This window comes from Pseudoalteromonas sp. J2K-J979, from assembly GCF_058169715.2.
This window is the reverse complement of record NZ_CM200281.1, coordinates 977,009-1,002,544: the sequence shown is the minus strand read 5'-3', so window position 1 is coordinate 1,002,544 and position 25,536 is coordinate 977,009. Positions and strand designations below refer to the sequence as shown.

The following is a 25,536-nucleotide window of genomic DNA, read 5'->3' as shown; positions in this document are numbered from 1 at the left end:
AATTAACTCCTACCTTACGGCCTGCATTAAACTGTCAAAGGTTTCATTCGCGATAGAAATGATTCGCGCCGAAGCGGAATAAGCCTGCTGATAGCGGATCAAATTTGCCGCCTCCTCATCTAAATTCACACCAGAGATAGCTGCCATTCTTTGCTCTGCCCCTGAGAGTAAAACCGCAAAAGAATCAGCATTGATCTGCCCACTTTGAGTTTTTACTCCGACAAAAGTCACTAATTCTGCATATGATTCTGAAAACGTATTAGTGCTACCATCTAGTGTTTTCTTATTTTGATAATCCAACATTTTCAATGCATTGGTATTGTCGCCTGGGCCAAACTTCTTCGTATCAAATGGGTCTGTACCATCCTGATTCGTAATCGTAAATACTTCATTTCCCGCAAGTTGGCCTGTTATCCCAAATCGCATTCCTGGAAGGTCGATAATTTGATCCGCCGGAATATTAAATGGCCCTCCCGCCGGAGCTGCCAGAGGGGTCCCAGCTGAGTCTTGAATACTGTACTGTGTCCCTGCAGCATTGATGACTACCTGAATTTGCGGGTCTAAAGGTAATGGAAAATTGACTTCATTTGGAAAATTAGCGTTAGCAATATCTGTGATTGCATACAGTTCCAACCCGACATTATTAGGGTTCGTTGTAGCTGCAACTTCGAGCTGATTTCCTGCGGCAGCGACCAAAGTCGGATCTTCTAATGTGCGCTCGATATCTCTCGCCCCCGAATAAGTTGCTCTAATTAAAAATTTATCACCCACTGCCAAATTATTATTTTGGATGTTGATATTCAAACCCGTTCCAGGTATTTCAAGTCTCGTGTTAGTAGGAGGTGACATGCCTGCTATATCTGCAGGTGTAAAAGTAACCAAAGTATTTTGATCTTTGTCAGAGACGACTAAGTTGCCCCCCGGATCAACGACCATTTTATATTCATCACTGGTGACTAAAGCTGCATTGGTGATGTTAACTGAAAAATCAGAGCCTACAGGGTTATTACGTGAGTTAAGTGTTCTTGACAAAGCTGCTTGGGGGTCATTGATATCTTTGTATAAATTAGTCCCCTGATCACCATTTAAATCTCGACCTAATGATTGTTGACGATTAAATGCATCAGCATAAGCGATAGAGATTTTACCCATTTCACGAATAGCAGGTAATAACAGCTCTTCTCTGATTTTGAATAACCCACCTAATGACCCGCCATCAATTTGACTTGTCACGATTGATTTTTTAGGAGCTCCAGGAGTAGGTGAAATCCCTATTTCTAATTTATTAGTATCGAACTCATTACGTTCAACCGATAACGGAACCGGAAACGTGCCAGCTACAAGTGTCAAGCCTGTACCAACCGTCAAGTTAATGGTGCCATCAGGCAAATCGATAATGTTAACTTCAACTCGCTCGCTAAGTTGACTAATTAAAAGCTCTCTTTTATCCAATAAATCATTTGCTGGAAAGCCATTCTCTGCCACCGAGTTCGCTACAGCTATTTCGCCGTTAAGTTGAGCAATTCGAGTCGTAATTTCATTAATCGCAGCGACTGTGGTTTCGATTTCTTGATTTATATTACCTAAATGCTGCTGCTCAACCTCTGTAAACATATTATTAAAACGTTTAGCGGTTGATTCAGCTGTACTCAAAAATACATTTCTTGCTGAAATAATGGTTGGATCTTCAGTGATACCATTAATAGAATTAAATGCTTCTTCGATACTTTTTGTTATCCCTGTATCGGTATTTGCGAGGAAATTATCTAATCGACCAGCGTTCACTGTTTGTGTATTGTTATAATTAAACTGACTCTTGTTATAAATAACTTCGCTGTAAGAGAATTCATTAAATGAACGAGAAATTGAAGATATCTGGGTTCCATTTCCTAAATACACACCACCAAAAGGGATACCCACCGTTGAAATTTGCTCAACTGTTTGACGGTTATAACCCGTTGTATTCACATTGGCAATATTATGGCCTGTGGTGTCGAGCCCTTTTTGTGCGGCTGCTAAGCCCGAAACACCTGTGCCTAAAATTCCAAAACTCATTCGTTATCACTCCGTAATGTTTGCAACGTCGTTACTTAACATGCGACTGATCCCTTGCTGCAGCCCTTCACTATTAAGGATGCCGATAATTTTTTTCGCATAGTTTGGATCTGTTGCGTAACCTGCTTGTTGTAACTTATGCAAAAATTGCTCCATATTGCCGGTTGACTTGAGCGCCTCTTGATAACGACTCCCTGAACTTAAAAAATTCACAAAATCATCAAAGCTTTCTTCAATACTGTCATACGCTCTGAAAGCCGCGTTTTTCTTGACTGCAATCCCTTCTTCAAATTCTAAAGTCGCTTTTTTAACCGATTCTCCTTGCCAACTACTGCTCGCCTTTATATTGAATAAATTATTACTTGATTGGCCATTTGAAGCGGTAATGACATGCTTACCCCAGCCGGTTTCCAATGCGGCTTGAGCAATCATGACTGCAGGGTTTAAATTTAACTTTTCACCTGCCGCTTTAGCCTTTTCCCATACACTTTGTATAAACGCATCGGGTGAATCAAAACGATAGGATTCTTCAACAGGTTCGACTCGCAGGTTTTGCTCAGTTGGCTGACTTTTAAGGTGTATGTCGGATTGATTGAATTGCAGGTTTACCCATGCGGGTAATGACTGTTTCGAAGCTTTAGGTTGCTCAACCATTGAAGATGGTACGGACTCGCTAAGTTCACCATTGCCTCTTAGCACAGAAGCTGGGCGATAGGTTGAATAATCCGGGCTCAATTGCTGAACAATTAAATCCGCAAGTCCAAGCGAGCCATTACTCGAAAGCTCCATGGTCAGCTGCTGATCATGCATGTCTTGATAAAATTTGGTTGATTGACTATTGAAAGGACTATCGGATTCAAATGCTTCGTTGGCTTTACGCATACTTTGCAACAGCATATTCATGAATATCGATTCAAAATGCTGCGCAGCTTTTCGTAGTGCTTCTTTTTCATTGCCTTGACCATTTTTAGCATCTCGGCGTAAATCATTCAGACTATTTAGGTCAAAATAATTACTGGGCATTTGTTGGTTAAGTTCATTCATAACAGTTTGTTGACACTCCAAAGATTACCTTGATCAATGCAATTGAAGTGCCAATAAAACAAATGGAGTTATGAGTTTATTTATCAATAACTTAAAAAACAAAACCCAGTAAAATACTGGGTTTTATTTGAAAGTTGAATTGCTTTTAGATGACAACGAGCTGCCCACTGATCGCGCCCGCTTCTTTTAACGCCTCTAAAATAGCCATTAAATCACCAGGTGCTGCGCCCACTTCATTAATTGCACGCACTAAATCATCTAAACTCACACCTGGGTCAAACACAAATGCACGGGTATCATCACGCGAAACATCAATGATACTTTGTTGAGTGACAACCGTTTCACCTTCAGCAAATGGATTTGGCTGCGACACATTTTGTTGCTCTGCAATAGTGACCGTCAATCCGCCATGGGTAATGGCGGCGGGTTGTAGCCTGACATCTTTACCTATTACTATTGTGCCTGTCCGAGAGTTCACTAAAATTTTAGCTGAGGTGTCTGCCGGCTTAAACTCTAAGTTTTCAAGGGTTGATAAATATGCAACTCGCTGCGATACATCACGAGGTGCTATCACTCTCACTGATGCTGCATCCATCGCACTGGCTGAACTCGGCCCAACTAAATCATTGATTGTATCAGCTAACCGTTTAGCGGTAGTAAAATCTGGACGATGAAGGTTAAAAGTAATGTAGTCGCCTTGAGAAAAAGGATTCGCTACCGCTCGCTCAACTGTGCCACCATTTGGCACTCGGCCAACTGTGGGAGTATTGACTAAAATTCGGCTGCCATCCTGTCCTTCTGCACCTAAACCACTGACAATCAAACTACCTTGTGCAATCGCATAGACATTGCCATCAATCCCTTTTAAGAAGGTTTGCAATAGTGTCCCTCCCCTTAAACTCCCTGCACTACCTATTGATGAGACGGTCACATCAATTGTTTGACCGGGTTTCACAAATGGCGGAAGTTTGGCGTGTACGGCCACGGCCGCGACATTTTTAATTTTCGGTTTTAAAGTTGCAGGTAAAGCAATGCCAAAACTATTCAACATGGCTTTGAATGTTTGCTCTGTAAACCGACTTTGCTCTCCAGTGCCTGGAAGCCCCACAACTAAGCCATAGCCAACGAGTTGATTATCACGAACGCCTTCAACCATCGAGACATCTTTGATCCGCTCTGCGTAACTCGTTGAACTAAGCAACAGCAATAAGCTGATAAAATATTTAAGAATTTTCATATTCATTCACCCTAAAAAGGAAACAGTGCGCTCATGAAAAACCGAGATAGCCAGCCGCTACTTTGTGCATCTTGCATTTCGCCTTTACCTGAATATTGGATCCGGGCATTCGCTATGCGATTTGATTCAACTGTATTATCTGCGGCCACGTCGGAGACACGAATAATCCCTTCGAGGCGAATAAACTCCTCGCCAGTATTAAGAGTGAGCCATTTTTCACCACGGATCATCAAATTGCCATTCGGCAAAACCCGCATCACATTCACGGAGATGTTACCACTTAAGCTATTGGACTGATTCGATTTCGCATCACCTTTATAGGAAGCATCCGAAGTGACACCTAGCTGAATACTCTCCCCACCAATATTGACATTATTTCCCCCTAAGCCAACGATTGGATTTAAACCAATATCGGTTGCTTTATCTGTTTCGGTCTTCGCACTTTTAGAGGCTTGAGTTGATTCGTTCAGCATAACGGTAATAATATCACCCACACGTACCGCTTTTTTATCACTGTATAAATCATTTGCTGAATAGGGATCAAATAATGATCCTGTTTGTACCAATTGCTCAGCTGAAGGTTCGGGGACCATAGGGCTGTAGTAAGGATCATCTTGCAAAACAGCGCGATTACCTGATGTCATGCAACCAGTTGTAAGAAAAATAGCACTCAAACAGATTAGAGTATTTTTCATGATCCTCTCCCACTTATTAAAGCTGCTGATTAATAAAGTTCAGCATTTGATCGACGGACGAAATTACTTTGGAATTCATTTCATAAATCCGCTGTGTTTCGATAAGGTTCACTAACTCTTCCGTCGTATTAACGTTCGAGGTTTCTAATGCACCTTGCACAATAATCCCCAGCCCTTCGACACCAGGGTTACCTTGAATCGGCGCACCGCTAACCGCCGTTTCTGTAAACAGGTTTTGCCCCATAGGTTCCAGACCAGATGGGTTAATAAAGTCAGAAATCGTTAATTGGCCAATGACCACATTATCAGCCTGTCCTCTTACTCTTACTGACACTTCACCATCTTGAGATACCGTGAGCGATTGAGCATCATCGGGGACATTCATTTCAGGTTGAACAGGAAAGCCTGCGCCTGATGTCACCACTCGTCCATCACCATCCGTAGTAAATTGACCTGCGCGAGAATAAGCTAAGCTCCCATCTGGTAATAACACTTCAAAGAAACCTTGCCCCTGAATCATCCAGTCCATAGAGTTATCAGTCGTGATCATATTCCCTTGAGAGAAGTTTTTTTGTGTCGCGACAACTTTTGTACCCGCACCTAACATCAAGCCTGAAGGCATTTCAGTGTCTTGAGAAGAGCGCCCGCCAGGCTGATTAATATTTTGATATAGTAGGTCTTCAAAAACAGCTCTACTTTTTTTGTAACCGACCGTACTGGCGTTGGCCAAGTTATTCGAAATAACTGCGATATCGGTTTGTTGAGCGTCAAGCCCGGTTTTACTTATCCACAATGCCGGATGCATAATCTATCCTCCGTCAATTAATTAAATAATTCGCATTAGAGAGCTTTGACTTTCGTCGATCTTCTCTGCGGTTTTCATCATTTTTACTTGTAATTCGAATTGGCGCTGGTGCGCAATCATGCCAACCATTTCATCAACAGGATTGACATTCGACATTTCTAATGTGCCACTCATCACGCGGACATTTGGAGCCGTGTCACAAAAACCACATAAGTCATTAAATCCTTCTTTATCTTTAGGCCTGAATAAACCATCGAGACCTTTTTCGAGTAAGTTTTGATTTTCGGGCACCACCACCTTGAGTCGATCCACTTCTTCTAAAAAGTTAGCCGGCGCGCCCTGAGGCCGCACTTGAATAGTGCCATCATCTGAGATTTGAATTTTTTCGATTGGGACTGGCAGAATAATCGGCCCGCCCTCACCAATCATGGGCTCACCGCGCGCTGTCAATAGTTGACCTGTGGTGGTTATGTGTAAGTTTCCAGCCCGGCTGTATGCTTCTTCACCTTGATTATCTTGAACCGCGAACCAACCACCGCCACTCACCGAAACATCTAAATTTCGACCAGTAGTTGATAACGCACCCATTGACATCTTCGAGCCCGGACGCTCTTCCATGGCAAAAACACGTGTCGGGTGACCTTCACCAAACGCTTGCATAGAACGCGCTTGTTCTAAATCAGCTTTGAAGCCTACGGTGGATGCATTTGCTAAATTATTGGCTTTCACTGACACACCAATTAAATTTTGCTTTGCCCCACTCATGGAAATATACAGCAACTTATCCATTTCTATTCGCCAATAAATTGAACCTTAACCTGATAAAGCAATATTAGTGCCAAAAAAAATGGCTACCCTAAGGTAGCCATTTAACTTACCGATAAGTTTAAATTTATCGAATCTGTAAGATATTCTGAGAAATCTGATTATTCACTTCAAGTGCACGTGAGTTTGCTTGGAAGTTTCGTTGGGCGGTGATTAAATCAACCAACTCGCCAGTTAGGTTAACGTTAGATTGCTCAAGCGTACCTGAGCGAATAGAACCGAATGTTCCTGAATCAGGCTCTCCAGCTAACGGATCTCCTGATGTCTGACTCGCAGTCCAAGCTGTATTACCTATTTGAGTTAAGCCTTGATCATTAGGAAAACGCACCAACGCGACTTTACTAATCGCTTGTGAATCACCATTAGAGTATTTAGCTTCTATCAAACCATCCGATCCGATAGAGATCCCCGTTAAACGACCTACCGTTTGGCCATCTTGACTTAAAGCAGTCACTTCAAATGCCGAAGAAAACTGGGTCAGATTAGACATCACCATTATTAAATTTTGGTCAGGATCAGCACCATTTGTAATTACATTCGCCCCTTCATATGGCAACGGGACTGGTGCGCCAGTAATATTACCAGGCGCGCCTAATGCTTCGGTCTTAGGAGTCGGAAAGGTATCACCAACCACACCACCTGATGTATCAAATTGGATTAACATTCCTGTGATTGCAGTGGGGTCAACGGCAGGATCTCTAAGTGAAAAGGTCGTGGCGTTAGGCCCGGTCACTGCTAACGGATCTTGTTGCAAATCAACTTTTTGTTGTACACCCGCATCATCTGTTACCGTAGCAAACATTACCCATGAATTTGCATTAGTGTTATTAGGCGCTGGCGGCACTGCGGCAAAACCTGGACTCGGAGCTGGTGCAGCTGCGTTAACAGTCGCAGGATCGGCAGTGCGAACATAATAATAAGACGCTATTCGACTGTTTCCAAGTGAGTCATAGATTACTGTAGACGTAGACGCTGTGTAAGTAGACGTATCTGTCGGGTCAAACTGATACGGGTCAAGTGGTGTTGCATTCGAGTCTAAATTAAAGCTCATATCCACTCGCGCAGTTGCAGCAGGCGAACCTGCACTATCTGGAATTTGAATGGGCGCTGTCGTACTTAAACTTACCGATTTTACCGAGCCATCATCATTGACAGGTAAGCCTTGTAAAAAATCACCACCTGAAGTGACAATGCGGTTTTCACTATCGAGTTTGAACGCACCAGCACGACTGTAGGTAAAATCACGACTGAGCGGCCCATCAGTTGTCACAAAAAAACCATTCCCACTTATCGCCATATCGAGTGAGTTCGAAGTAAACAAAAGGCTACCTTGATGGAATTGCTGAGCAACATCTTGCGTCAGTACCCCTTCACCATTTTGCGTTTTCGAGTTTGAAAATAAAGAAGTTGAAAATACATCAGCAAACTCTGCTCGTGATTCTTTAAAACCATACGTATTAACATTGGCGATGTTATTAGCGGTAACATCTAAATCTTTTTGTGCGGCTTTTAAGCCACTTAAAGCAATATTGAATGACATAATAAACCTACCCTATTAACTAACTTCTAAAACATCTTCAAATTTCACACTACCTAACCCATTAAAGTTAAGTACGAGCCCCGTGCCATTTTGCCCCATACTGACACTGTCCACTCTAGATCGAGCTTGCACAGGTAATTCAATATGGCGCGCTTTGAGTACGCCGTTTTCATCAGGTACATTTTGCACTAAGCCTACAGCACGAATTTTATACATCCCCTCAGGAACTACGTTTCCTTTGGAATCTTTACCATCCCATTTAAACTCTAAATTGCCGCCATTAGAGGCCGGCAACGGGATTTCGCCGACAACAACACCTCGTTGATCTTCGATACGTATTTTAATATCTGACGCTCCCTGCTCTAAGGCGATACGCCCTGAGACCTCTTCACCAGGCGTATTATGCACATAATGAGTATCAATCAAGACATCTCTTCCGACTAAGCTAGATGCTTGTAACGCTTGGTTTGACGTCATTGATGCAGCAAATTGATCAAATTTAGTCGCCATATTACTCACACCCTCAGCAATAGACATATTGGTCATTTGCGCCATCATGGCTTCATTGTCTGTAGGGTTCATCGGATCCTGCATCGAGAGCTGCTTCGTCATCAATGTAAAGAAATCCTGTTGAGATAGTTCATTTGCTTCTTCTGCAGTCTGAATTTTCTCTTCTTTGGTATTTTTTAAACTGTCGACAAAGCTACTACTTTGAGAACCATTTATAGGATTAAACATGGCATACTCCTATTAGCGCTGACCCAGCATGATTGTTTTACTCAGCATACTTTTAGCAGCATCCGCCACCTGAACATTCGTCTGATAAGCCCGCGAAGCTGAGATCATATTCGCCATTTCTTCGACCACATTGACATTTGATTTATATATAAAGCCATCTTTATCAGCCATTGGGTGATTTGGATTAAACTCAATCTGTAATGGCTTATCACTTTCCACAACGCCAAGAACTTTAACCCCCACCGACTCACCCTGTTGAGAGGCGGCAGCTTTTGTCAACTCAGCGGCAAATACAGGGTGTCGCGCTCGGTATGTTTCATCCACACTCGAACTCACACTATTTGCATTAGAAATATTGCTCGCAGTGGTATTTAAACGCACTGATTGCGCGCTCATTCCAGTGCCGGTAATATCAAAAACGTTAAATAAACTCATAATTAAGCTCCTTGACTACCCAGTGCTTTCTTTAGACCTTGGATTTTACCCGTCATAAATCTAAGACTTGCTTGATATTCTATTGAGTTTTGTACATACAAGTTTCGTTCCACTTGTACATCAACTGAATTACCATCACCAGTATCTGGTTGATTTGGATTACGAAATAAACTGTTTGATTCGATTGAAGAGGTCGAAAGACTGAAATGTTTCTCATTAGTACGCACAAGATTACTACTCTGAGCTGATTTAGCATTACTTAATGCTTGCGCAAAATCGATATCTTTTGCCTTATATCCAGGTGTATCAGCATTTGCAATATTACTCGCTAACACTTCCGCACGCTGTACTCTGGCTAACATTGCATTTGGGTGAATACCAAATGCCTTATCAAAGTTGATAGCCATAACCCCTCCAATTTTTTGACTTTGAAGAGATTATGCAAGTGGTAGGCCACTATTATAAAATTGTGGCACAGGGAAGGAAAGTAGGCCTTAGGTTAACCTTTCTTTTGGTAAATAATACCTGGGTTACAACGGATCATATCAAAATCATTACTCAGCCCCGTCATTGATTCCGAAGCACCTAAAAACAAATAACCTTTCGGGTTGAGCGATTGAGCAAATTGGGCAATGATTTTAGCTTTAACATCTGCTGAAAAGTAAATTAAAACATTACGGCAAAAAATAATGTCGAATTTTCCCAACAAAGCATAAGAGTCAAGTAAGTTCAGGTGTCGAAATGTAACATTCTTCCGCACATTTTCATTCACTCTAGCCATGCCTCGCTCACTATTTTGAAAAAATTTGCTGCGCCTTTCTGGTGATAGACCTCGAGCTAAAGCTAAAGAATCATATTCGGCGTTTTTACACAAATCCAGCATGGTGTTAGAAATATCTGTACCAATAATCTGCGCGCCTTGTGGCAGTGCCCCTGGTTTTTGAGTTTGATATTCAACCACAGACATCGAAATAGAGTATGGCTCTTGCCCTGAAGAACTGGCCGCTGACCAAATTTTAACCGGGCGTCGTAAATCCTTCAATTCGGGGAACAGCTTAGTTTTCAATAACTCAAACGGATACTGATCACGAAACCAAAGCGTTTCATTCGTCGTCATTGCATCAACTACAGCAGCTCGAAGTTGACGCTCATGTGGGCTTAATGTTTTGTTTACTAATTCAGATAAAGACGGCACCTCAAAGCGATTCATTAAAGGTGCGAGCCGACTTTTAACTAAATACAGTTTATTATCACCCAATACTATCCCACACTGCTGCTCTAAGAAAGTGCGAAATTTATCGTATTCATTTTGCTCTAAATGTTTATTTTCCAAGCTCTTTCACCTGTTCAAGATCAGTCACAATGGACCCATTTTTTCACAGCCGCAGCCAATTCATCAGGGTTAAACTTTGCTATAAAATCATCTGCGCCTACTTTTTCAATCATTGCTTGATTAAACACACCACTCAAAGAGGTATGTAGAATTACATGCAAGGGTGAAAGCTTAGGGTCAGCCTTTATTTCTGCTGTTAAGGTATAGCCATCCATTTCGGGCATTTCTACATCAGATATGAGCAAAGCGACACGCTCGGTGATATCGTTTTGGCAATCTTCTGCTGCGATCTCTCTAAGACGAATAAGTGCTTCTTTACCATTTTTAGCCAGCTCAGTTTGCACGCCTAAAGGCTCTAATGCACGTTTAACTTGGTTTCTCGCGACAGCAGAATCATCTGCAATAAACACAATACGTTCACCAAGATCTTTTTGCATTTCACCATCAGCGACTATAGAGCTATTAACCTCTGTAGCGACAGGACAAATTTCATTGAGTATTTTTTCAACATCCAGAATTTCAACTAATTCTTTTTCAATTTCAGTTACAGCAGTTAAATACGAGTATCGACCAGAGCCTGATGGAGGGGGCATAATTGCCTCCCAATTCATATTAACAATTCGCTCAACTGAGCCAACCAAAAACCCTTGAACAGAACGATTGTATTCAGCAATAATAACAAAACTGTTCGTTATATCTTCAATTTTTGGCCCACCTACAGCTAGCGATAAGTCTATAACCGAAATTGTTTGGCCTCGAATATGAGCAACACCACGAATAAAGCCATTTGATTTTGGTAAAGCAGTTAAATTTGGGCATTGCAGTACTTCTCGCACTTTAAACACATTGATACCAAAGCGTTGGCGACCTCGCAATCTAAACAGTAACAACTCCAGCCTATTTTGACCAACCAACTGTGTACGCTGGTTAACCGAGTCTAAAATACCCGCCATTTTAATCTCCTAGTCAAAAAACAAAATACCCGGAATGATTTTTGCTTCGTGATAATTTAAGTACAGCAAGCGCCTGAATATTGACGCAAAATATTTATACCTTGTTTTCAACATAAAGCATAGTCGAAACCTTATGAGTTTGTTCAAAAAAAACATCTACAAATTAGTTTTCTTGGTATTTACGTTACTATTGACTACAAAATCAACTATTGCAAAAACATATAGCAATACCGACCTACAAAGTATCGCAGTTGATTTTATAGCAAGTCGTCTGCCCGACCTGATTAATGGCGAGAGAACGATCGATGCATTGCCACTTGATGATCATATCAAAGAGAAGAGCTGTGCTAGCGAACTGGTTATAAATACTGCCAATCGCAGTTACACAAACCGGCAAATGACCGTCCAGATTAAATGTTTAGATGACGATAAATGGCACCAATATATTCAAGTAAGAACCACTGAACTATCTTCTCTTGTTGTCACTCAATCAGCCCTTGCAAAGGGTGAAATCATCACAAAAGATAAATTAGTGATCGAAATGCGTGCCAGCCATTTAGTCCGAAGCAATCACATTGGTTCTATTGAAGAACTCATAGGGAGTCGCGCTACGAGGTCAATTCGAGCTGGTAGCTCAATTTCTATGAATCAAATCTGTGCAGTGTGTAAGGGCGATAAAGTCACGATTTATGCAAAACATAAAACGTTGAGTATTAAAACCAATGGAGAAGCCCTAGAGAACGGCTTAATTGGTGAAAATATTTTGATAGAAAACATAAAATCAGGAAAAAAAATACAAGCACAGGTAACTGGTCCTAATCTGGTTATGATCAATTTTTAGCTTGGATCTTTAGTCTTATTTAATAAAAAACACTTTTTATTTTTAACTGGAACTAGCTAAAAATCACATACGAAAAAACACACTTTTATGCTAAAGTTATTATTAAATTAGCCGATACTAAAGTACTAACTTTAATAGGTTTGGAAAAGATCATGGTAAATCAAGTAAATAGTCGAAACACTCAAAATGTGAGTTTCAACGACAATAAACAAGTCGCTCAATCTGGTGACAAAAATAGCGCTACCAATACAGCTCAGCCTACGCCAGTTAACCCTAAAACCACTGCTGATTCTGTTGTTTTGACTTCTCAGGCCCAACAACTTAAAAACGTTCAATCAAAAGCTGATGAAGCGCCAGGCTTTGACACAAAGAAAGTAAATGAACTTAAAAAGGCAATTAGCGAAGGTAATTATCAGGTGAATGCTGAAAAGTTAGCTAAAAACATTGCACAATTTGAGTTTAATTTATATGGATAAGCCAACCAATCTTTCACATGTTATCGATTTATTGGATGAGCAAAAAAATAATTTAGCTCAATTAAGCCAAACCTTAAACATTGAATTAACAGCTATAAGTACGCGCGATGCGGATGCTTTAACAGCGTCTTCAGTTGCCAAACTAGATGTGTTGAAGAAGATACAATCGGTAGACAAACGCTTAGCACATAGTGGACTCGGCCAAATAGTCCAATCCTCGTCTGAAGTTGATAACTTAGTCAAAGAAGTAAAAAGTGAATTAGCAGCCTGTCAAAAGCAAAACGATGTTAATGCACATGCTGCACATCAAACACACGTTGCCGTCAACAAAGTAAAAGAGATTTTGTTAGGCTCAAAACAATCTCTCACCTATGATAAAAAAGGTGCAGCAGCTGGTAATTCAATGTTAGGAAAAGGAATTAAAGCGTAATCACCCCACCACTCAGCCTATTAATAATATTTTATCTTTTTAATACTTCTTGGCTTAACTTCACCAATGTAGAGGTCATAGACAAGCTTCATATCTAACTCTAGCTCTGTGGCATAAGTATCACCAACAGCATACGACTTAACCACTCGCGCTCCTCTGACGACGCCATTCACTTGAGAGTTCAACGTATCATTAGTTGCAACCATAGCTCTAACAGAAGAATTAGCCGTTATTTTTTGACCATACACTTGCTCAGCAAGCTCTCTATAAGCTTCAAGCTTAGAAGCTTTTATTGCCAAAATAGCTTTTTGCTGATCATTTTGTCCAGGTTGAAGGCTTATTGGTGCATAACCAACGGCCCTTAAAATAGGGTAAGAATCAGGTTGTTGATATGTATACTCTATTTGTTTATCAAAAATATGAGAACATCCTGACAGAGCCATAACACCTGTTACTAAAAAAACAATTCGTTTCATTTTGAACCTTTTCGCTCAATTTCTTTGCATCAAATTATGCACGATATATGCCTAAATTTATGCTTTGATTTTTATGGTACATTCCTTGCTGTAAACCTACCATGCTCCATGACAAAGACATTTTAATATGAGAAAGCTAATCAGCTGCGCCCTTTTATTCTTAACTATGAACTCCCATGCACAGTGGTATGAATCAACAGGCCAAGCACAAATACGTGACGGCGATTCACAAAGCGCTAAAGCTAGAGCTACTGAAGATGCGATTAAGCAAGCCCTCGTTTATGCAGGTGCTTCTGTTTCGAGTTTACAATCGGTTGCTGATGGATTGATCACACAAGATCAATTGAAAGTAAGAGCCCATGGTGAAATAAACAATATAGAGTTGATTGACGAGACATACTCAAATGATTTTGTCTCGGTCACTGTCAGGCTTGATATTTTTCCAAATGACAAGCAGTGCTTCTCATCCGATTTCAAAAAATCCGTTGCTATTACTCAAACACAACTAGCTAACCGAGAAGATGCATTATATGGTCAAATTTTTGACATCAATAAAGCGTTTAGTGAAAAATTATATCAAACAATAAAAAATAATGAGCAATCACTCGCTGCTCGTCCTTATTATAAAAAACCGATACGCGTCCAAAACTACTTTAGCGAGCAGTTACAGCTTGATGGTCGTCTAATCGAGCAGATAGCAAACCATACAGATAGCCAATATGTTTTAATTTCACAAATCACCGATGCCTCTCTAGGCTCCCAACAAAACTCTGACCTTTTGTTTTGGCAAGATGCACAATTTGAGCGGTTTTTTAATTTGGAATTTATGTTAATTAACTCCCTGACTCATGAATTATTGTGGCAAAACAACTACCACACTAGTGGTGTTTGGCGCTTTGATAAAACAGCGCAACCAAATGTGTTTAGCAGTCAGTTTTGGCGTTCTGAATATGGTACAGCTATCGAACAACTAACTCGGCAAGTCAGTTTAGATTTAAGAGACACTCTGACTTGCTTGCCTCTGCAAGGCCAGATAAAAGAAATTCGTGACAACACAGTTGTGATCAACTTAGGCACAGATCAGGGAATTAAAAAAGGGCAAAGCTTTTCAATTGCCCACCGCTCTCATATTTTAAATGAGAATGGTTATGCCATGCCCTATATTATTCAAAGTGATAATAAAGTCAGAATTGAACAGGTGTTTAAACATTCAGCGATAGCAAGCAGTATTTCCAATGAGCTTTTAGCAAATATTCAAAGAAGTGATATTGTTTTATTGGTCGAATGGCAAGAACCATCACTTCAATAAACTATCGATTTGCAGGTATTCATCGAAAATAATGATTAATCCCAACGATTATATGCATTGGATTAATAGAGCATCCGTGTTCATAATAACTTCTAATCTAGCTACCACTTAATTAAAGGACTTTCTTATGCTTAAAGATTTATCTGGACACACTATCCCGAAGGCTACCTTCCCTTTTAGAGACAATGATGAATGGCATTCAGTCACTACAGATGAGCTATTTAGCAATAAAACTGTGGTCGTTTTTTCTCTACCAGGCGCATTCACTCCGACTTGTTCATCAACACACTTACCGCGTTACAATGAGTTAGCGACTGTTTTCAAAAATAATGGAGTGGACGAGATTTTATGTGTTTCAGTGAATGATACTTTTGTGATGAATGCGTGGGCCCAAGATCAAGAAGCGAGTAATATCCGTTTGATCCCTGATGGTTCAGGTGTATTCACTCAAGGTATGGGTATGCTGGTAGATAAAAGTGATATTGGTTTTGGCAAGCGCAGCTGGCGGTATTCCATGCTGGTGAAAAATGGTGTAATCGAAAAAATGTTTATTGAGCCTGACTTGCCGGGTGACCCATTTGAGGTATCAGATGCCGACACGATGCTTAACTATATAAACCCTCATCAGATTAAACCAAAACCGGTTGCATTATTTACTAAACCTAATTGCCCATTTTGTAATAATGCAAAGCGCCTTTTGCAGCAAAAAGGCCTTGCCTATGAAGAAATAATTCTCGGTAGAGATGCTTCCTTGACGAGCTTAAAAGCAATGTCTGGGCGAGATACTGTTCCACAAGTCTTTATCGGTGGACAACATATCGGCGGCTCTGACGACCTCGAGGCTTATTTCGAGTAGCAATAGTCTCAATCGTTATTATTAAAACTAAAAAGTAAAGCGTGAGCTTTGCTTTTTTAGTTTTAAATTACTCGGTTTTCATTATTGAATAAAGAACACATCAATATTAACCATTAATTTTTATTGGTAGCCCCTACAGGAATCGAACCTGTAACTGCCCCTTAGGAGGGGGCCGTTATATCCATTTAACTAAGAGGCCACATCATCACTTAACATTACAGAAAACCATCTCTATATTCAATCATTGTGGCGTAAAAAATGCATCTGTTAAATCAAATATATTGAGGTGCTATTTATGAACTTCCAATTTAAAAAATACATAACTTTGCTGCCAATTGCGACACTCCTAGGCTGTAATCTCCCGACAAGCAGTACAAGTTCTAAAAATAATACATGTATAGATGAAACGGGCCAAACTTATCACTGCGGGAGTATTGGAATCCATAGCTCTGAGGTTAAATCAAATACAGGGCTCTATGGCATGCATTCTGATGCGCAAGATCCAAGCTTATTCAGGACAAATATAAACTTTCAGCTACTCAATGAATATATTTTGCAAATGTCTAAAGAACTAAATGATTCACTAAAACAGCAAAATATTCAACAACCTATCGCTATCACATCATTTGTTAACCTTGATAGTACACTTAAACAAACAAACGCATTAGGCAACCAAATTGCAGAGTATTTCCTAACTGAATTACCTAAGCTAGGACTGCCCATTAGCGATCACAAAATCACAGGTCACATCGCAGTAACCCATAAAGGTGATTTTGCTTTTTCTCGAAATATTGAAGAACTTAAGAAGCAGCAGAATATTGGGTATATCCTTTCTGGGACAATGATAAATAATGATAAAGGTGTCATAGTCAACGCTCGGGTAATTGCCTTAAAAAGTAATACCATCGTTGCCTCATCAAATAAACTCATACCAAGCTTGATAGTTAGACAAGTGATTTAATGGACCATCTCGCTTTACTTCCCCATCCACTTAATTAACCTGAGCTGCACATAAGAAATGGAACTAAATGCCCTTGCGGTGATCAGATCTTTCGACCAAGAAACATAAGATTACCGAGGCAAGGGCATGAATAACTTAGATGCAATTTACGTAGATGTCGATGATTTTTGTTTATTGTTTGAACCTCAATGGCTTAAACACCTAATAGAATCAGGTGAAAAGCAACGCATTAAGCCATCTCGACTATCCTCTAGCGAAGTGATGACTATATTAATTGCTTTTCATCAATCAGGTTATCGCGATTTTAAAACTTACTACACCAAATTTGTTTGTCAGTATTGGCGACATTATTTTCCTGATTTAGTCAGTTATACACGTATGTTGAAGTTACTTCAGGCCACGTTACCTGCTCTGTGCAGCTATCTGAAGCAGCGCTTTGATAAACCAACAGGCATTGCATTTATCGATTCCACTTCTCTCAAGGTGTGTCACAACATGCGTATTCCTCGTCACCAAGTTTTCGCGGGAGAAGCCAAACGAGGCAAAGGAACAATGGGCTGGTTTTATGGCTTTAAACTTCACCTCATCATGAATGATGAAGGGGGTTTATTAGCTGTAAAAGTGACAGCTGGGAATGTTGATGATAGACAGCCGGTATTAGATATGGTTGATAATGTTACAGGTAGTTTATACGCTGATAAAGGTTATGTATCTGCAAACTTAAAAGCGGAACTTGCTGAGCAAGGCATTGATTTTATTACAGGTCAACGAAGTAATATGAAACGTCAGCCAATATCATCTTGGGATAGAGCGATGTTATCAAAGCGTTTCATCATTGAAACAGTTTTCGACCAGCTGAAAAATATGGCTCAAATAGACCACACAAGGCACCGCAGCTGCATCTCATTTATGGTTAATTTAATGGCTGGATTAATTGCCTATACTTTTCAGACTAAAAAGCCGAGTATAAAAGTGACTCGGCTTTAATTCTTATGCAGATCTGAGGTTAATTAAGCTAAAGACCCTTTTTATACTTTAATAAATATGTAAAGGGTCGTATTTTTAAGTATGAGAAGTAAACTCTTCATACTTAAAATATATCTCGTTACTTCAAACTAGAATGTATAAATTAAGTACTCCATCGCTTTACTTATTTTGGAGTGAAGCGCTTTGAGTTTTTACTTGATGGAGCTTACAGGCTAACTATAAATAGTATCTGGCCCTGCTAAACATTTGAAATGCCTAACTCTATAAGAGCTAAATAAAAGACTCAATAGCAAACTATTTAATCGACTAAGCTCAATAATATACATATCTTAAACCTACTGAGTTTGCCTTTAAGCCTCTTTGCCTTCAACTGGCGCTAAAGTTAGTCTGTAAATTTTCAGCCTTGGATAATTTTAATTCCATCATTACTTTTCATATCAATAAACCCATCAAGTACTGACGAAGGAATAAAACTTTGTGCCGTACCAACCACAGCTTTTGAGTTCACACCAATAATGCGTGCATTTACCAAATACCCAGTTTTTTGCCGAGTAAGAGTGCCAACAAGTACATATTTGATCGGAATACTGTTGCTTAACTCAAGGTAATCTCGCGTTAAAATAAAGTCACCTTGAGGACTGACTCTAATATAGCCTGTAGATTTAAAATCAATAACAGGGATACCAAACTTGTGCACTTCATGTAACAAACTTTCCGCGAGCTGATTGCCAATAATATTCGTTTCGTCTAAATCACTATCAGTAAAAACAAAGCTTGTGATGGCTATCGGTGTGGTGCTATTCACATATTGAAGGTTTGCAACTAAATCCTGCATAATAGCTTGAGAGTAAAAATTAATATTTTCATTTTTTACCGGACTAATTGAATTAAGGTTATGCTGTTGATACTTTTGCTTCTGGTAATTTAAATTATCAGCAGCGACATATTCTTCTCCCCCAGCAACCACTTTAACTTGATGCTGTTCAGTATCTGAAGTAGGAGCAAAAAAAGAGCTACAACCGGTTAGACCTAAAGCGCCTGCAGTTAACAAGATAGATTTCATTCGATTCCCCTTTTTCAGTATTCACTTCGATAAAGCATACCAGCTCGCAACTTAACTTTGGCGTCATTCCACATTACCTCCATGGGTATAGTGCGACTTGCAGCAGCAACGGCAATGTTTGTCGATAGATCAATTAGCTTTGCATTAACGATAAAGTGCATCTCAGTCAGCGTATAAGTTCCAGAAACAATATAGTCTATATTATGATTGGTCTTTAACATGTCTGGGTTAGCACTCAAAATGACCGATTCGTTCTTTCTCAAGTGAATAGATTCAGCTCTTCTATGCTCAACAACATTAAACCCCATTTGAGTGAGATTAACACTCAAACTTTCGCTCAATTGTTGACCTAGCATATATTCTGGCTGGTTATTCGCAGCAGCAGTTAATGAATCAGTTGCAATAAAAGTCATCACGGCAATATTGGCACCAACCCTGAAGTTTGCCATATCTTTCAACATTGCGTAATTTAATTGCTCCACTTCAGATTGGAGTTTTGATTGCATGGATTCTAAACGAATGGTTTGCTCTGACTCTATTATGGGTCTTGGTGGTTCTGATGTAATTTGACACCCGGCAATTAACACAGGGAACAAAAGACTGACCAATATCCGGCTCATTGATTTCACCACTTATAAAACATAACCAGTGAATGCAAAAAAGGTGCCATTTGGCACCTTTTTTGGCTAGTGTGGCGGTTACAGCAAGGTTTTAATATATGCGGCTAACTCATCTTTTAAATCTTCCCTACGAAGAGCGTAAGCAACATTAGCTTTCATATAACCGAGTTTGCTCCCACAGTCATGGCTATTACCTTTCATATAATAGGCTTCCACATCATCGGTTTCCATCAACATTGCAATCGCATCAGTCAGCTGTATTTCATCCCCAGCCCCAGGAGGTGTTCGCTTTAAAAGAGCCCAGATTTTTTCACTTAACACATACCGCCCTACGACAGCTAGATTCGAAGGCGCTTCATCGACTGGAGGCTTTTCAACCATGGCGGCAATCTTTGCCGATTGACCCGCTTGCAATTCCACCCCGAGAATATCAACGACACCAAACTTATCGACTTCTTGATGAGGAACTTCTTCCACCATAATTTGACTAATCGATGATTGATTATACTTGCCAATCATATCAGCAAGATTATCTTGTTTCAGATTACAACTCGCCTCATCAAGAATGACATCCGGAAGAATAACAGCAAATGGATGATCACCAATAATAGGCGCAGCGCAAGCAATCGCATGCCCTAAACCTTTAGCTTCCCCCTGGCGGACATGAATGATGGTCACATCTTTGGGGCAAATAGCTTGTACTTCGTCGAGTAATTGACGCTTTACACGTTTTTCAAGGGTCGCTTCAAGCTCAAAACTTGTATCAAAATGGTTTTCAATTGAGTTTTTACTGGCATGTGTAACCAATACGATTTCTTTAATCCCTGCAGCAATGGCTTCTGATACGACATATTGGATTAATGGCTTGTCGACAATCGGCAGCATTTCTTTTGGAATCGCTTTTGTTGCTGGCAGCATACGTGTGCCAAGACCTGCAACTGGAATGACGGCTTTTTGAATTTTTTTCATCATGTAACAACCTTGTTTATCAATAATGTTAAATCGCAACGGGGGCTTTAATATGAGGGTGTGCCTGATAATTCACTAATTCAAAATCTTCATATTTAAACGCAAAAATATCATCAATTGCAGGATTAATTTTCATAGTTGGTTTTGGAAAAGGAGTGCGAGATAGCTGCTCATCGACCTGCTCTAAATGATTTAAATATAAATGAGCATCACCAAATGTATGGACAAAATCCCCCACTTCTAGATCACACACTTGTGCAATCATCATCGTTAACAACGCATAACTTGCGATATTAAATGGCACACCCAACAAAATATCAGCGCTACGTTGATACAGTTGGCAAGATAACTTACCGTCTAATACATAAAACTGAAATAAAGTATGGCATGGGGGTAATGCCTGTTTACCATTCGCCGCATTTTCACTGGGTGAAAATTTCGTATCAGGTAAAACAGCGGGGTTCCACGCACTAACAATCAATCGACGTGAATCGGGATTTGATTTAATTTGCTCAATAAGTTCAGCGATTTGATCGATAACTTGACCATCTTGACCTTGCCATGAGCGCCATTGCGCACCATAAACAGGACCAAGCTCTCCTTCCTCTGTCGCCCAGCCATCCCAAATTTTCACCCCATTATCAGTCAAATATTTAATATTGGTATCGCCGGCTAAAAACCATAACAACTCATGGATAATTGATTTGAGGTGGCATTTTTTGGTTGTAACAAGCGGAAAACCTTCACTCAAATCAAAACGCATCTGATAACCGAATACACTGATTGTCCCTGTGCCTGTTCTGTCTTCTTTTTTAACACCATGTTCTTTTACATGGCGCATTAACTCTAAATACTGTTTCATTATCTGACTTCTAAATTAATTTAATGCTGCTTTTTGATGACTGCGGTAAGCCCAAACTAAAAAGCCTATTCCAGCTAAAATCATCGGAGTTGATAAAATTTGTCCCATCGATATAGCGCCTGCAAACAGGCCTAAATGCGCATCTGGTTCTCTAAAATATTCAACAATAAAGCGGAAGCTACCGTAGCCTAATAAAAAGACTCCCGCGACACTACCTGCAGGGCGAGGTTTTTTAATGAACCACTGCAAAATTAAAAACAACACCAACCCTTCTAAGAATGCTTCGTATAATTGCGAAGGATGGCGCGGTAAGGCTCCAGCTCCCGGAAACACAATTCCCCAAGAAACATCGGTTGTACGCCCCCACAGTTCACCATTTATAAAATTTCCTATTCGTCCTGCAAGCAGCCCAAGCGGGACCAATGGCGCGACAAAGTCACCGACTTCAAGCAAACGTTTTTGGCGGGTTTTAGCAAACCACATCACAGCCAACACAACGCCTATCACGCCGCCATGAAATGACATCCCCCCCTGATCAATTCGGAATAAATAGAGCGGATTTTCTAAGAAATAGCTAAATTGATAAAACAACACATAACCAAAACGCCCCCCTAAAATAACCCCTAGCATGCCATAAAAAAGTAAATCACTAACCTGATCTTTACTCCATTGTCCTGCACTTTTAGCCGCTTGACGGTTTGCGAGCCACATCGCACACGCAAAACCAATTAAATACATCATGCCATACCAACGGACACTCAAAGGTCCAATTGAAAAGATAATCGGATCGATTTCAGGAAACGCTAACGCCATTTAATATATGCCTTTAAGAAAATAACATTCGAATTGCTACAATAACCAATAAAATAGCAAAGATTTTTTTTATGATACCCACAGGTAAAAACTGTGTTGCTTTTGCCCCAAATTGGGCAAATATCGCTGAAGTCACTACTATACCAAACAATGCAGGCAAATAAACAAATCCAAGAAAGCCATTCGATAAACTCGTAGTACTTAAGCCCGAAACCACATAACCAATCGTACCAAAAACAGCGATAGCTATACCACTGGCTGCAGAGCATCCAATGGCTTTTTTCATCTCCATCGAAAAATAGGTCAGAAAGGGAACTAAAAGTGCGCCACCGCCTATTCCTATGAGTCCAGATACTCCACCTAATAATGCTGTCGCACTCGCTAACACTGGCGAGCCTGGAAGTTGGCGAACCTGAGTTTGTGGTTTAGCTAGCATCATTCGTAACGCAATAAATACTACACTGATAGCAAAAACAGTTTTTAAAAATGTAACTGGGATAAAGCTGGCTAAGAAACCACTAATCAGTGATCCAATCGCCACACCGATTAATACAGCTGGCGCTGCATCCCATGGAATATTATGATTTTTATGATGAGCAAATGCAGAAGATGAGGATGTAAAAATTATCGAGGCTAATGAAGTGGCAATGGCTACTACAAATACATGCTCACTACTGAGAACATGATACTCCACTAGAATGTAACTAAGCGCTGGTACGATGATTAAACCACCGCCAATCCCCAATAAACCAGCTAAAAAACCAACAGCACAACCTAAAAAGGCACAATAGGTAATGATAGCCATTAAATCATTCATAGTATCCCGATAAGAAATTAGTTATATGCTTATATTTTTTTATTATACGGTAATACTAGAATTAAACACCACTCATCGGCTCATTTAAACCATGGCAAGTATATAGAAGCTGGCTTAATCCATGTTCAACTATAAAGTTACGTACCAAACGCTGTACTAAAATTGCACTGGGCTGCAATAAACATTCAGCCAGTAAGTCTTCCATGTAACGCACTTCTAACCGACGTAACGCCCACTTTACTTGATTAATAGATCCTGGGTTCATACTTAAACTCCGATAGCCCATAGCAACGAGTAAAATAGCTCCTTCTGCATCAGCTGCTAGTTCACCACATAAACTAAACGGCAGTTCAAATTTATGGCATTGCTCGGCTATCGTATTTAACACTCGTAACACTGCAGGGTGGTACGGGTTAAAAAGTTCTGCCACACGTGCATTTGTGCGATCTACAGCTAATAAGTATTGAGTTAGATCATTACTGCCAACCGAACAAAAATCGACTTTATCGGCCCATTCTGGAATTAGAAAAACGCTCGACGGCACTTCTAGCATCACCCCTACTTCGGGCATTTCTATGGTATAGAATTGATCTGACCATTCATCTTCTAATTCATAATAGGCCCGCTCTAATAACCGTTTAGCCTGCGAAACTTCACTGACATCTGTCACCATAGGAAACAAAATTTTTAAATTTCCAAGGCCTGCATTGGCTTTGAGCATTGCTTTAAGCTGATCTAAAAATAATTCAGGGTGATCTAAACTCACCCTAATGCCCCGCCAACCTAAAAAGGGGTTTTCCTCTTTAACATCAAAATAACTCAGCATTTTATCGCCACCAATATCAAGCGTGCGCATGACAACGGGCGATGGATAATACGCACTCAAAACTTGACGGTACCACACTTCTTGTTCAGCTTGAGTTGGAAACGCGTTTTTTTGCATAAACCAGGCTTCAGTTCGATACAGCCCAACACCATCCATAAAATTAGCGCTCGCCAAGTCTGAGGAGATTTCTAGCCCAGCATTAACAAGTAATTTAACATGCTCACCATCTAAGGTTTCTGCCGCCAAATGATGCTCTGATTCAAACTGATCATGCAGTAAACCTTCTTGCTTTTTAATCTGCGTATATTCACGCAGCAACATATTCGAAGGCGATATATATAAACGACCCGCATAAGCATCTAAAATAACCTCTTTACCTTCAATTTGCAGTAAAGGAAGCTCTGACACCCCCCAAATCGCGGGGATCCCTAAAGCGCGGGTTAAAATCGATGCATGGGAATTTGCGGCGCCACTGACACTAATCACACCGGCTATTTTCTCTCTCGGGACGTCAGCTAACATAGTCGGAGTGAGTACATCGGCGACTAAAATAGTGTTATCCGGATATGTTTTATGGGCTTGCTCAGTATCATGTAAATGATGTAAAACTCGCAGACCGATATCGTTGATATCGATTGCGCGTTCTTTAAGGTATTCATCTTGCATCGCTAAAAATTGGCTGGCCAAATTTTCTATGACGATTTTCAAAGCACTTTTCGCGCACCAACCAGCATTAATTTCTCGCTCAACACTGTTACCTAAACTCTTAGCGTCGAGTAAGTTTTGATACACCTGAAATACCGCACGGGTTTCTGAAGAGACATTATCAGATAACTGCACTGACATATGGTTGAAATCTTGTCGTGTCGCACTGACTGCCTGTTTAAACAAAGCGATTTCAGCACTAATCGACTGACATTTTTGCGTTTCAAAACTCGCAAAATCCAGTTTGGGCATCACTACAAATGCATGCCCTATGGCAATGCCAGGTGCGCCCGACAATCCCTTGAGACAGGATGTTTGGTGCGAAATTTCATCTTGTTTCAATAACTCTTTAATTTCTACCAACGCTAACTGTGACGCTAATTGAGCAGAAAGAGTCACTAATAGCGACTCTTCATCTTGAGTAAATACACGGGCTATCTTTTGCTGTACAACGATCACACCCATCACTTTTTTCTGATGCACAATGGGCACCGCCAAAAAAGCATTATAGTTATCTTCTTTAACCTCTGGAGCGAGCATGAAACGGGGATGAGTCTGTGCAAATGCAAGATTAATAGGCTCTTCACGTTGCGCTACGAGTCCGACTAAGCCTTCAGTAAACCCGACTCTGAAATTACCAACAGCAGAAGGGTTCAGCCCTTCAGTTGCCATCAACACAAAATCATCTTGCGAATAATCGGCAAAATAGACAGAGCAACACTCGGTATTGATCGCTTGACGGACTGAGGAAACAAAGCACTTTAGTGAGCTGGTTAAATCAGGCTGCTGCGACACAGCCTCAGCAATTTTTCGTAAGACAGCCAGCATGGTCAGCACCTAATCGAATCAAGGGGTCGAATTGTTG

At 40.4% G+C, this 25,536-nt stretch carries 27 protein-coding genes and 1 tRNA gene; 7 read left to right on the top strand and 21 right to left on the bottom strand.

The features are described from left to right. Positions 1 to 9 precede the first annotated feature (9 nt). The 12 genes from flgK to AC3KVK_RS04695 form a co-directional block, all read right to left on the bottom strand. Positions 10 to 2,055 (bottom strand): flagellar hook-associated protein FlgK, encoded by a 2,046-nt coding sequence (flgK, locus tag AC3KVK_RS04750; protein ID WP_490312668.1) that lies wholly within the window; start codon positions 2,053 to 2,055, stop codon positions 10 to 12. 6 nt (positions 2,056 to 2,061) lie between these two features. Then, the gene (gene flgJ / locus AC3KVK_RS04745; RefSeq protein ID WP_490312669.1) at positions 2,062 to 3,099 is read right to left on the bottom strand and encodes a flagellar assembly peptidoglycan hydrolase FlgJ; all 1,038 of its coding nucleotides are present in this window, start codon (positions 3,097 to 3,099) and stop codon (positions 2,062 to 2,064) included. Between the two features lie 145 nt (positions 3,100 to 3,244). Then, the gene (locus AC3KVK_RS04740; protein WP_490312670.1) at positions 3,245 to 4,336 is read right to left on the bottom strand and encodes a flagellar basal body P-ring protein FlgI; all 1,092 of its coding nucleotides are present in this window, start codon (positions 4,334 to 4,336) and stop codon (positions 3,245 to 3,247) included. 11 nt (positions 4,337 to 4,347) lie between these two features. Next, on the bottom strand, positions 4,348 to 5,031 hold the full coding sequence (flgH, locus tag AC3KVK_RS04735; protein ID WP_490312671.1) for a flagellar basal body L-ring protein FlgH: 684 nt from the start codon (positions 5,029 to 5,031) through the stop codon (positions 4,348 to 4,350). 16 nt (positions 5,032 to 5,047) lie between these two features. Next, positions 5,048 to 5,836 (bottom strand): flagellar basal-body rod protein FlgG, encoded by a 789-nt coding sequence (flgG, locus tag AC3KVK_RS04730; RefSeq protein ID WP_086743896.1) that lies wholly within the window; start codon positions 5,834 to 5,836, stop codon positions 5,048 to 5,050. 21 nt (positions 5,837 to 5,857) lie between these two features. Then, positions 5,858 to 6,625, bottom strand: coding sequence for a flagellar basal-body rod protein FlgF (locus AC3KVK_RS04725; RefSeq protein WP_490312672.1), 768 nt, complete (start codon positions 6,623 to 6,625; stop codon positions 5,858 to 5,860). Between the two features lie 103 nt (positions 6,626 to 6,728). After that, the gene (gene flgE / locus AC3KVK_RS04720) at positions 6,729 to 8,201 is read right to left on the bottom strand and encodes a flagellar hook protein FlgE (RefSeq protein ID WP_490312673.1); all 1,473 of its coding nucleotides are present in this window, start codon (positions 8,199 to 8,201) and stop codon (positions 6,729 to 6,731) included. A 15-nt stretch (positions 8,202 to 8,216) separates the two neighbouring features. Continuing rightward, a complete protein-coding gene (locus tag AC3KVK_RS04715) occupies positions 8,217 to 8,939 on the bottom strand; it encodes a flagellar hook assembly protein FlgD (protein ID WP_490312674.1) in 723 nt (240 codons plus the stop codon). 12 nt (positions 8,940 to 8,951) lie between these two features. After that, positions 8,952 to 9,374, bottom strand: coding sequence for a flagellar basal body rod protein FlgC (flgC, locus tag AC3KVK_RS04710; RefSeq protein WP_086744012.1), 423 nt, complete (start codon positions 9,372 to 9,374; stop codon positions 8,952 to 8,954). Between the two features lie 2 nt (positions 9,375 to 9,376). Then, positions 9,377 to 9,781 (bottom strand): flagellar basal body rod protein FlgB, encoded by a 405-nt coding sequence (gene flgB / locus AC3KVK_RS04705; RefSeq protein WP_086743900.1) that lies wholly within the window; start codon positions 9,779 to 9,781, stop codon positions 9,377 to 9,379. A 92-nt stretch (positions 9,782 to 9,873) separates the two neighbouring features. Next, complete coding sequence (locus tag AC3KVK_RS04700) at positions 9,874 to 10,707, bottom strand: CheR family methyltransferase (RefSeq protein WP_490312675.1); 834 nt, start codon at positions 10,705 to 10,707, stop codon at positions 9,874 to 9,876. Positions 10,708 to 10,727: 20 nt separating this feature from the next. Continuing rightward, positions 10,728 to 11,660: a chemotaxis protein CheV gene (locus AC3KVK_RS04695; protein WP_490312676.1), complete on the bottom strand. Its 933-nt coding sequence runs from the start codon at positions 11,658 to 11,660 to the stop codon at positions 10,728 to 10,730. Between the two features lie 133 nt (positions 11,661 to 11,793). On the opposite strand from AC3KVK_RS04695, the gene flgA reads away from it, so the two are divergent. The 3 genes from flgA to flgN all read left to right on the top strand — a co-directional run bounded on the left by flgA (position 11,794) and on the right by flgN (position 13,407). Further along, positions 11,794 to 12,501 (top strand): flagellar basal body P-ring formation chaperone FlgA, encoded by a 708-nt coding sequence (gene flgA / locus AC3KVK_RS04690; RefSeq protein WP_490312677.1) that lies wholly within the window; start codon positions 11,794 to 11,796, stop codon positions 12,499 to 12,501. Positions 12,502 to 12,653: 152 nt separating this feature from the next. Next, positions 12,654 to 12,977, top strand: coding sequence for a flagellar biosynthesis anti-sigma factor FlgM (flgM, locus tag AC3KVK_RS04685; protein ID WP_490312679.1), 324 nt, complete (start codon positions 12,654 to 12,656; stop codon positions 12,975 to 12,977). Further along, positions 12,970 to 13,407, top strand: coding sequence for a flagellar export chaperone FlgN (gene flgN, locus AC3KVK_RS04680; protein WP_490312680.1), 438 nt, complete (start codon positions 12,970 to 12,972; stop codon positions 13,405 to 13,407). The genes flgM and flgN overlap by 8 nt, the downstream gene beginning before the upstream one ends. Positions 13,408 to 13,427: 20 nt before the next feature. Here flgN and AC3KVK_RS04675 read toward each other — a convergent pair whose 3' ends face one another. After that, positions 13,428 to 13,883 (bottom strand): LPP20 family lipoprotein, encoded by a 456-nt coding sequence (locus AC3KVK_RS04675; RefSeq protein ID WP_490312681.1) that lies wholly within the window; start codon positions 13,881 to 13,883, stop codon positions 13,428 to 13,430. A gap of 127 nt (positions 13,884 to 14,010) precedes the next feature. Here AC3KVK_RS04675 and AC3KVK_RS04670 point away from each other — a divergent pair, with 127 nt between their 5' ends. Both AC3KVK_RS04670 and AC3KVK_RS04665 read left to right on the top strand, forming a co-directional pair. Continuing rightward, positions 14,011 to 15,192, top strand: a complete 1,182-nt coding sequence (locus AC3KVK_RS04670; protein WP_490312682.1) for a flagella assembly protein FlgT — start codon at positions 14,011 to 14,013, stop codon at positions 15,190 to 15,192. Between the two features lie 127 nt (positions 15,193 to 15,319). Beyond that, positions 15,320 to 16,048, top strand: a complete 729-nt coding sequence (locus AC3KVK_RS04665) for a glutathione peroxidase (protein WP_490312683.1) — start codon at positions 15,320 to 15,322, stop codon at positions 16,046 to 16,048. Between the two features lie 124 nt (positions 16,049 to 16,172). On the opposite strand, the gene AC3KVK_RS04660 is transcribed toward AC3KVK_RS04665, so the two are convergent. Further along, positions 16,173 to 16,247, bottom strand: a tRNA-Arg gene (locus tag AC3KVK_RS04660). 96 nt (positions 16,248 to 16,343) lie between these two features. On the opposite strand from AC3KVK_RS04660, the gene AC3KVK_RS04655 reads away from it, so the two are divergent. Together AC3KVK_RS04655 and AC3KVK_RS04650 are read left to right on the top strand one after the other, a co-directional pair. Continuing rightward, positions 16,344 to 17,009 carry a FlgO family outer membrane protein gene (locus AC3KVK_RS04655; protein ID WP_490312684.1) on the top strand — a complete coding sequence of 222 codons (666 nt, stop codon included), beginning with the start codon at positions 16,344 to 16,346 and terminating at the stop codon, positions 17,007 to 17,009. A gap of 126 nt (positions 17,010 to 17,135) precedes the next feature. Then, positions 17,136 to 17,996, top strand: a complete 861-nt coding sequence (locus AC3KVK_RS04650) for an IS982 family transposase (protein ID WP_248532008.1) — start codon at positions 17,136 to 17,138, stop codon at positions 17,994 to 17,996. 397 nt (positions 17,997 to 18,393) lie between these two features. Here the strand turns inward: AC3KVK_RS04650 and AC3KVK_RS04645 are convergent, their stop codons facing one another. The 7 genes from AC3KVK_RS04645 to ptsP all read right to left on the bottom strand — a co-directional run bounded on the left by AC3KVK_RS04645 (position 18,394) and on the right by ptsP (position 25,499). Then, entirely contained in the window at positions 18,394 to 19,059 is a 666-nt protein-coding gene (locus AC3KVK_RS04645; protein WP_490313232.1) for a FlgO family outer membrane protein, read from the bottom strand. A gap of 14 nt (positions 19,060 to 19,073) precedes the next feature. Next, entirely contained in the window at positions 19,074 to 19,679 is a 606-nt protein-coding gene (locus tag AC3KVK_RS04640; protein ID WP_490313231.1) for a FlgO family outer membrane protein, read from the bottom strand. 78 nt (positions 19,680 to 19,757) lie between these two features. Further along, positions 19,758 to 20,648, bottom strand: a complete 891-nt coding sequence (gene galU, locus AC3KVK_RS04635) for a UTP--glucose-1-phosphate uridylyltransferase GalU (protein ID WP_490313236.1) — start codon at positions 20,646 to 20,648, stop codon at positions 19,758 to 19,760. Between the two features lie 28 nt (positions 20,649 to 20,676). Beyond that, positions 20,677 to 21,510, bottom strand: a complete 834-nt coding sequence (locus AC3KVK_RS04630) for a thymidylate synthase (RefSeq protein ID WP_490313230.1) — start codon at positions 21,508 to 21,510, stop codon at positions 20,677 to 20,679. A gap of 15 nt (positions 21,511 to 21,525) precedes the next feature. After that, positions 21,526 to 22,323 (bottom strand): prolipoprotein diacylglyceryl transferase, encoded by a 798-nt coding sequence (gene lgt, locus AC3KVK_RS04625; protein WP_490313229.1) that lies wholly within the window; start codon positions 22,321 to 22,323, stop codon positions 21,526 to 21,528. Positions 22,324 to 22,336: 13 nt separating this feature from the next. Then, positions 22,337 to 23,140 carry a sulfite exporter TauE/SafE family protein gene (locus AC3KVK_RS04620; protein ID WP_490313228.1) on the bottom strand — a complete coding sequence of 268 codons (804 nt, stop codon included), beginning with the start codon at positions 23,138 to 23,140 and terminating at the stop codon, positions 22,337 to 22,339. Positions 23,141 to 23,201: 61 nt separating this feature from the next. Further along, a complete protein-coding gene (ptsP, locus tag AC3KVK_RS04615) occupies positions 23,202 to 25,499 on the bottom strand; it encodes a phosphoenolpyruvate--protein phosphotransferase (RefSeq protein ID WP_490313227.1) in 2,298 nt (765 codons plus the stop codon). Positions 25,500 to 25,536: the final 37 nt, after the last annotated feature.

What these genes read in the sequence shown, in the direction of transcription:
- AC3KVK_RS04650 (WP_248532008.1), top strand. Translation starts at nt 17,136, where the DNA reads ATGAATAACTTAGATGCAATTTACGTAGATGTCGATGATTTTTGTTTA.
- flgJ (WP_490312669.1), bottom strand. Translation starts at nt 3,099, where the DNA reads ATGAATGAACTTAACCAACAAATGCCCAGTAATTATTTTGACCTAAAT.
- flgC (WP_086744012.1), bottom strand. Translation starts at nt 9,374, where the DNA reads ATGAGTTTATTTAACGTTTTTGATATTACCGGCACTGGAATGAGCGCG.
- flgM (WP_490312679.1), top strand. Translation starts at nt 12,654, where the DNA reads ATGGTAAATCAAGTAAATAGTCGAAACACTCAAAATGTGAGTTTCAAC.
- flgA (WP_490312677.1), top strand. Translation starts at nt 11,794, where the DNA reads ATGAGTTTGTTCAAAAAAAACATCTACAAATTAGTTTTCTTGGTATTT.
- ptsP (WP_490313227.1), bottom strand. Translation starts at nt 25,499, where the DNA reads ATGCTGGCTGTCTTACGAAAAATTGCTGAGGCTGTGTCGCAGCAGCCT.
- AC3KVK_RS04665 (WP_490312683.1), top strand. Translation starts at nt 15,320, where the DNA reads ATGCTTAAAGATTTATCTGGACACACTATCCCGAAGGCTACCTTCCCT.
- galU (WP_490313236.1), bottom strand. Translation starts at nt 20,648, where the DNA reads ATGAAAAAAATTCAAAAAGCCGTCATTCCAGTTGCAGGTCTTGGCACA.
- AC3KVK_RS04675 (WP_490312681.1), bottom strand. Translation starts at nt 13,883, where the DNA reads ATGAAACGAATTGTTTTTTTAGTAACAGGTGTTATGGCTCTGTCAGGA.
- flgB (WP_086743900.1), bottom strand. Translation starts at nt 9,781, where the DNA reads ATGGCTATCAACTTTGATAAGGCATTTGGTATTCACCCAAATGCAATG.
- flgH (WP_490312671.1), bottom strand. Translation starts at nt 5,031, where the DNA reads ATGAAAAATACTCTAATCTGTTTGAGTGCTATTTTTCTTACAACTGGT.
- flgK (WP_490312668.1), bottom strand. Translation starts at nt 2,055, where the DNA reads ATGAGTTTTGGAATTTTAGGCACAGGTGTTTCGGGCTTAGCAGCCGCA.
- AC3KVK_RS04725 (WP_490312672.1), bottom strand. Translation starts at nt 6,625, where the DNA reads ATGGATAAGTTGCTGTATATTTCCATGAGTGGGGCAAAGCAAAATTTA.
- AC3KVK_RS04695 (WP_490312676.1), bottom strand. Translation starts at nt 11,660, where the DNA reads ATGGCGGGTATTTTAGACTCGGTTAACCAGCGTACACAGTTGGTTGGT.
- AC3KVK_RS04645 (WP_490313232.1), bottom strand. Translation starts at nt 19,059, where the DNA reads ATGAAATCTATCTTGTTAACTGCAGGCGCTTTAGGTCTAACCGGTTGT.
- AC3KVK_RS04655 (WP_490312684.1), top strand. Translation starts at nt 16,344, where the DNA reads ATGAACTTCCAATTTAAAAAATACATAACTTTGCTGCCAATTGCGACA.
- flgG (WP_086743896.1), bottom strand. Translation starts at nt 5,836, where the DNA reads ATGCATCCGGCATTGTGGATAAGTAAAACCGGGCTTGACGCTCAACAA.
- AC3KVK_RS04630 (WP_490313230.1), bottom strand. Translation starts at nt 21,510, where the DNA reads ATGAAACAGTATTTAGAGTTAATGCGCCATGTAAAAGAACATGGTGTT.
- lgt (WP_490313229.1), bottom strand. Translation starts at nt 22,323, where the DNA reads ATGGCGTTAGCGTTTCCTGAAATCGATCCGATTATCTTTTCAATTGGA.
- flgE (WP_490312673.1), bottom strand. Translation starts at nt 8,201, where the DNA reads ATGTCATTCAATATTGCTTTAAGTGGCTTAAAAGCCGCACAAAAAGAT.
- AC3KVK_RS04715 (WP_490312674.1), bottom strand. Translation starts at nt 8,939, where the DNA reads ATGTTTAATCCTATAAATGGTTCTCAAAGTAGTAGCTTTGTCGACAGT.
- AC3KVK_RS04740 (WP_490312670.1), bottom strand. Translation starts at nt 4,336, where the DNA reads ATGAAAATTCTTAAATATTTTATCAGCTTATTGCTGTTGCTTAGTTCA.
- flgN (WP_490312680.1), top strand. Translation starts at nt 12,970, where the DNA reads ATGGATAAGCCAACCAATCTTTCACATGTTATCGATTTATTGGATGAG.
- AC3KVK_RS04640 (WP_490313231.1), bottom strand. Translation starts at nt 19,679, where the DNA reads ATGAGCCGGATATTGGTCAGTCTTTTGTTCCCTGTGTTAATTGCCGGG.
- AC3KVK_RS04620 (WP_490313228.1), bottom strand. Translation starts at nt 23,140, where the DNA reads ATGAATGATTTAATGGCTATCATTACCTATTGTGCCTTTTTAGGTTGT.
- AC3KVK_RS04670 (WP_490312682.1), top strand. Translation starts at nt 14,011, where the DNA reads ATGAGAAAGCTAATCAGCTGCGCCCTTTTATTCTTAACTATGAACTCC.